Genomic DNA, 6232 nt, shown 5'->3' with positions numbered 1-6232 from the left:
GGCCCGTACGTCTCAGCTCGCCGGCCGCGGCCAGGGCTATCCGGCGCGTCGCGTCATGTCCCCGCGCCCCGACCGCCCGCCGTGAGGACGGCACCGGCCCCAGACACAGCGGCCCCACTCCCGTACCGGCCGGCGCGGCGTCCCCCACCGCCCCGGCGAGCGCCCGGCCCAGCGGCCCCGCCAGCCCGAGCGCGCCCCGCTCCTTGTGGGCCAGCAGCACGGACCGTACGGCGTCCTCGTACGGCGCCGCCGCGTACACCGCGGGCAGCCCCACCGGCTCCGGAACCGGCCGCACCCGACAGGGCCATGTGCCGTACAGAGCCCGGCCGCAGTCCTCGCACAACGGTGTCCTGGGGCTGCCGCAGCCGCCACAGGCGACCGGCAGCACCAACCCGGTGATCTCTCTCCACCACCCCCGCATGGGAGCCACTGTGCCAATCCCGGGAGCCACGGGCCACCCCTGTGGACAACTGCGTCCGGTAAAGGTCCAGCCATGGGTCATATGCCGCCGGCCAAGGCGCCCGATGCGCCTCGGCCGGGCTTGGCGGCCTCTCCCCTGGCCACAGCCGTGTCATGCACGGGATCAGCCGGGATAGACCGGCGAAGAGCCGTCCTCGACCATCGTCTGCCAGTTCGCCCCCATGGGGAGCCGTACGATCCCCGCGTCCTGCGAATCGGCCACCAGCGGCTGCTGGTCGTCGTCGGCCGCCGCGATCGCCGTCACCGGGGACAGCCCCGGCAGCACACCCGCCGCGGAGGTCGACCCGTCGGTCTGTATGTACCGCACCTGCTCCACCCCGCCGGTCTCCTTGCCGACCACCACCAGCCGGCTCGGCCCGGCCCAGGACACCGCGGTCACCGACTCCATCTGCGGGGCCGCGGGCTGGAGCCCCAGTACGGACACCTCGGCCTTGGCCCCGGAACCATGCCGCTCCACCCGGCCGATCTGCAGGGTGGTCCGCCCGTCCTTCACCAGCAGCAGCGCGATCCGTACACCGTCCGCCGAGACCTTGAGCGCGTCGATCCGTGCCCCGTCGAGCCCGTCGACCGTGACCTCCTGCCCCGTGCCGGTGCCGTCCGCGAACCGCAGCAGACGCGGCTTGCGCGGATCACGGTCGGCTATCCACACATCACCGTGCCCGTCCCAGCTCGGCGCGGACAACCGGTCCTGCGGGCGCGCGGCGTCGCTCTTCACCAGCGCGTCGCCCAGCTCGCCGTCCGAGAGTATGGACGCCACATAGAGCGACTTGGCGTCCTCAGAAACCCCCGCGGCGTGCCTCTCGTCCCGTGCCACCGCGACCGAGCCGAGTTTCAGCGCGCCATTCCCGAACGGCCCGATGACACGCGCCGGATCGGCGTTCTCGTCAGTGCCCACATGAAGCGTCGACAGCCGTCCCCCACTGTCGATGAAGTACGGGTTGTCCGGACGGCCCGTGGTCCGGTCCGGCGCGAACTCCTCGGCCTGGTCCCCGCTGAGCACACAGAGCGAGGACCCGTCCGCCAGCAGCTCGACCTGGCTGACCGGGGTCGACGTCAGATCCCGCAGGGTGAACAGAAGTTGCGCCGCCATCTTCCGGCACTGCGTACGCCCCGCCTTGGCCGCCTTCTCGTTCAGCGGCACCTTCAGCGCGTTGCGGTCGTCGAACTCCAGTGATCTGGTGCCCTTCTGAAGGGCCGTCCCCGGCGGGAAGGGCGACTCGACCACGGGCTTCAGCCAGTCCGTCGGCCCGTCCAGCAGCACCTTCACCGCCTGGGTGACCGGATCCATCCGCGTCGTGGGGTCTATGCGCTGGCGGATGTAGACCGGGTCGGCGACCAGCCAGTTCTCCCCCGCGGCGAAGTAGTACTTGTTCATGGACCGGTAGTTGCGCTGGAAGTCCGACTCACCGAGCACCAGGCCCGGCGGCAGACTGTCGATGCGCCACTCCTTGGTGTCTGCCGTGGTCTTCTCCTGCACCAGGTGGATCGCACCGTTGTACGGCGTCGGCTCGATCGGCTGGTAGGCGTGCGCCGCGTCCACATCCGCTATCCGGTCCCCGTACAGCGGATACGTACGACCGGTGTCCCCGGATCCGGGCGGCTGCTCCTTGGAAGGGCTGGGGTCGGGCGCGGCGCGCAGTACGGTCGTGCCCTCCGCCGGCTTCCAGTCCCGGGACGCCTCCTTGGTCAGATACTTCCTGGCCATCGCGAAGTCGGGATCGTCACTGGTCATGGCCTCCAGGAAGCCGTCGACGATCTCGTCGGGCCCCGCCTTCTCACGCGGCGGCACCGCGTACACCCGCACCTGCGACTCGCCGGGCGGCGATGCCCTCACCGGCTCGACGTCACCGCTGTCCGGGATCGACGCGCACCCGGCCAGCAGCGCGGCGAGTGTCCCCAGCACCGCCGGGATCCTCACCGCCCGCCCCAGGCCGTACCGACGGCGGTCAGCGCCCACGGATGTCCTCCCGCTCCGGAACCTGGTGTACGGAGTCGTCGGCCTCGACCGCGCCGTGCCCGCCGCCTGGAACTGTCTCTTCCGCGGGCCGGGCCACCACCCGCGCTCCGCTGCCCGGCATCGCCGCCGGGTCCACCGCCGCGGTACGGGGCGGCGCGACCGGAGCGGGCGTTCCGGCCGCACTGGCGAGCGCGGGCCGGTCCGCGCACTGCTGCGCGGGCACGCTCCCCAGCCGCTGCGCGCCACCTTCCTTGAGAGCCTGCGCCTCGGCACGCTCACGGTTGCGCCGGGAGTCCTCGGGCTCCAGGGGTATGGGCGAGCCACGCAGCGCCTCGTCCGCCGTACGCGGCAGCGTGAGCCGGAACTGCGAACCGCCGCCGGGCTCGCCCCACGCCTGGAGCCAGCCGCCGTGCAGCCGCGCGTCCTCGACAGCGATCGACAGCCCGAGCCCGGTGCCCCCGGTGGTCCGGGCGCGCGCCGGATCGGCCCGCCAGAACCGGTTGAACACCCGGGTCGCCTCCCCCGGCTTGAGCCCCACACCGTAGTCACGCACGGCGACCGCGACGGCACCGCCCGCGACCCCCATCCGTACGACGACATCCCGGCCCTCGCCGTGCTCGACGGCGTTGACGACCAGATTGCGCAGCACCCGCTCCACCCGGCGGGCATCGGCCTCCGCGACCACGGGCTGCTCGTCCCCGAGGACCCGGATCCTGGTGCCCTTGCGCTCCGCCAGCGGCTCGGCCCCGCCGATCACCCGCCGTACGACCACCCGCAGGTCTATCGGCTCCGCCTCCAGCGCCGCAGCACCCGCGTCAAAACGGCTGATCTCCAGCAGGTCCGACAGGAGCGACTCGAAGCGGTCGAGCTGATCGCCGAGCAGCTCGGCCGAGCGTGCCGTCACGGGATCGAAGTCGCCACGCGCCTCATGGATGACATCGGCGGCCATCCGCACAGTCGTCAGCGGGGTACGCAGCTCGTGCGAGACGTCCGAGACGAACCGGCGCTGCATCCTGGACAGCTCCTCCAACTGCTGGATCTTGAGCTGGAGATTCTGCGCCATCTTGTTGAACGCCTCACCGAGCCGGGCGATGTCGTCCTCGCCGGTGACCTTCATCCGCTCCTGGAGCCGCCCCGTGGAGAGCCGCTCGGCGATCCCCGCGGCCATCCGTACTGGCGTGACGACCTGCCGCACCACCAGCCAGGCGATGGCCCCCAGCAGCACCACCACAAAGAGCCCTGCCGTGGCGAGCGTGCCCTTGACCAGGTTGAGCGACTGCTCCTCCTGCGTCAGTGGGAAGAGGTAGTACAGCTCGTACGCGTTGCCGTCGACGTCGTTCAGCCGCTTGCCGACGATCAGCCCCGGCTCCGGCTCCCGGTCCTCGGTCGCCCCGGTGTATCTGATCTGGGCGTACGTCTCGAACGGCCCGTTCCCGCGCGCGACGGCCGACCGCAGATCCGCCGGAACGCTCGCGAAGTCCACCCCGCCCGAGACCCGCGGCGCCCTACTGGTGGACGCGGCATCCTGCGCGTCGGGGCTCAGCGCCACCACATTGAAGGCTCCCGGACCACCGCTGGCGAGCTGTTCCACCAGGTCGGACCGCCAGTTGACAGAGTTTCTGCCCGACTTGCCGCTCGTCCCGTCGCCGTCCCTGCCACCCAGCGCCGCCGGCGCGTCGGCCTTCTCCTTCGCCACGGTGAACCCGCCGGCCGCCTGGCTCTGGGCCGCCTTCTCCTTGGCTTCGAGCAGACCGTTGCGCACCTGGCCGATGACGACGAACCCGAGCAGCAGCACCACGCCGAGCGACATCAGCAGCGTGGCCGCGACGACCCGGAGCTGGATATTGCGCCGGTACAGCCGCACGGCAGGCAGCAGCGGACGCCTTACCCAGCGCACCAGCAGCCGCAGCGCCGGCCCGCCCGGCGAGCCGTCCTGAAGCAGCCGACCGCTCTGGAAGAGCCGGCGGAACCGCGTCAGGACACGCCCGGGACCGGCAGCCCGCCCCGCACGGACCCCCGGCGCCCCGGGCTTCGGAGCAGCGCCGCCGCCGGACATGTCAGCTCGGTCCTGCCTTGTAACCGACACCGCGGACGGTCACCACGATCTCCGGGCGCTCGGGGTCCTTCTCGACCTTGGAGCGCAGCCGCTGGACATGCACATTCACCAGCCGGGTGTCCGCCGCGTGCCGGTAGCCCCACACCTGCTCCAGGAGCACCTCACGCGTGAACACCTGCCACGGCTTACGAGCCAGCGCGACCAGCAGATCGAACTCGAGCGGGGTCAGCGCGATCGACTGCCCGTCCCGCTTCACCGAGTGACCCGCGACATCGATCACAAGATCGCCTATCGCCAACTGCTCCGGCGCCGGCTCCTCGGACCTGCGCAGCCGCGCCCTGATCCTGGCCACCAGTTCCTTGGGCTTGAACGGCTTGACGATGTAGTCGTCGGCCCCCGACTCCAGCCCCACCACCACGTCGACCGTGTCGCTCTTGGCCGTCAGCATGACGATCGGAACCCCGGACTCGGCCCTGATGAGCCGGCACACCTCAATACCGTCCCGGCCCGGCAGCATCAGATCCAGCAGCACCAGATCCGGCTTGGCCTCCCGGAAAGCGGCAAGTGCCTTGTCACCGTCCGCTACGAACGACGGCTCAAAACCTTCTCCCCGCAGCACAATGCCCAGCATCTCGGCCAGTGCGGTGTCGTCATCGACGACAAGGACGCGTCCCTTCATATCGACATCATCCCATTTTCATTTCCGTTGAGTAGACATGCGTGATCCAGCTCACCAACCAGCGGTGAAGTGCACCGATGTCCGTCACTGACCGCTGTCGTCCGCTGCTGTTGATGTCAACCACTGATGTCAAACTCATCACCATCGGCCCGGGCACCCACAGCCCCACAGAGCTGCCTTCCTGCCCCCGTCCCGCCTCCCGTCGCTCCACACCGTAGTGGAGCAGCGGGGACTTCCGGACGTTCGGACCAGAACAAGCCACTAGACAGCCTGGCCGTGGTCCCCAGGATCGGCGCGACGGAGATCGTCCCTCCGCGCCTGCTCAACTTGCTCGGAGGCATCCGGGCTGGGGCACACGGCTATGTGCGCGGGTACGACAAGCTCACCGGGCAGCGGCGCAAGCCCGCCGATACGGACAGCGACGAAGTCAGTCGGCACCTGCGAGTGACGCGCAAGAAGGGGGATCAGGCGCCACCTGTACCGGGAGGGAACATCCTTCGCTGGGAGTTCCCTCGAAGCGAGGTAGACCCACCGGTCGTAGTTGGTCTGATAGGGCCTCAGGAGTGCACCGCACTCGGGGCACATGGGTGGTTCGATCCAATCAACGTCGTCCGGCCCCGGTTCGGCCCTCGGGGGCGCGTTGGCGCCCTCGTACCGGGCAAGGTCGTCGGTGAAGTCGTTCCAACAGGCGTCGCAGAGTTCAGCCATGGGGAAAGCTCGGCCCCGCATGCGGACCGTCGAATCCGGTTCCCCACAGCTCTGACAAGTGCTTTCGTTGGCTCCTGTCCGGGCCCCCATACATCAGAGTGTGAAGCGACCGCCAGAAGTGCAGTAGGGCGCGATTCGGCCGCATTGGAGCATTCCGGCAGGTCCCGCACCTCCCCCCGCTGCCATCCCGTCTGCCGTCGTCCCACACACCGTGGAGCGGGCGTGGTTCCTGGCGTCCAGGTGGAGCGCGCCACTGTACGAACGACCTGGACGCCAGGGGCCGCGTCTGCTCGGCTCTGCCTGGGACGACGGCAGACGGGATGGCAGCCACCCACCCCTGTCTCTTTCAACC

Annotated in this window: 5 protein-coding genes; all 5 read right to left on the bottom strand. The window is 70.2% G+C overall.

The genetic code is table 11. From position 1 onward, the window contains the following. The coding region (locus WH07_RS06600; RefSeq protein WP_046496459.1) for a ComF family protein at positions 1 to 421 on the bottom strand (421 nt) is incomplete at its 3' end. Positions 422 to 583: 162 nt separating this feature from the next. Next, complete coding sequence (locus WH07_RS06595) at positions 584 to 2437, bottom strand: LpqB family beta-propeller domain-containing protein (RefSeq protein WP_046496455.1); 1854 nt, start codon at positions 2435 to 2437, stop codon at positions 584 to 586. Further along, on the bottom strand, positions 2427 to 4493 hold the full coding sequence (mtrB, locus tag WH07_RS06590) for an MtrAB system histidine kinase MtrB (RefSeq protein ID WP_046496453.1): 2067 nt from the start codon (positions 4491 to 4493) through the stop codon (positions 2427 to 2429). Before mtrB ends, WH07_RS06595 begins: the two co-directional genes overlap by 11 nt. 1 nt (position 4494) lies before the next feature. Then, positions 4495 to 5172 (bottom strand): two-component system response regulator MtrA, encoded by a 678-nt coding sequence (mtrA, locus tag WH07_RS06585; protein WP_009333493.1) that lies wholly within the window; start codon positions 5170 to 5172, stop codon positions 4495 to 4497. A gap of 261 nt (positions 5173 to 5433) precedes the next feature. After that, positions 5434 to 5757 (bottom strand): DUF6083 domain-containing protein, encoded by a 324-nt coding sequence (locus WH07_RS40900; protein ID WP_232788746.1) that lies wholly within the window; start codon positions 5755 to 5757, stop codon positions 5434 to 5436. Positions 5758 to 6232: the final 475 nt, after the last annotated feature.

The sequence above is a fragment of the Streptomyces odonnellii genome (genome assembly GCF_000981895.1).
Taxonomy (GTDB): Bacteria; Actinomycetota; Actinomycetes; order Streptomycetales; family Streptomycetaceae; genus Streptomyces; species Streptomyces odonnellii.
This window is presented reverse-complemented; position numbering and strand designations above follow the sequence as displayed.

Bases quoted from the DNA above. Each gene is read 5' to 3' on its own strand.
- mtrB (WP_046496453.1), bottom strand. From the start codon at position 4,493: ATGTCCGGCGGCGGCGCTGCTCCGAAGCCCGGGGCGCCGGGGGTCCGT.
- mtrA (WP_009333493.1), bottom strand. From the start codon at position 5,172: ATGAAGGGACGCGTCCTTGTCGTCGATGACGACACCGCACTGGCCGAG.
- WH07_RS40900 (WP_232788746.1), bottom strand. From the start codon at position 5,757: ATGTGCCCCGAGTGCGGTGCACTCCTGAGGCCCTATCAGACCAACTAC.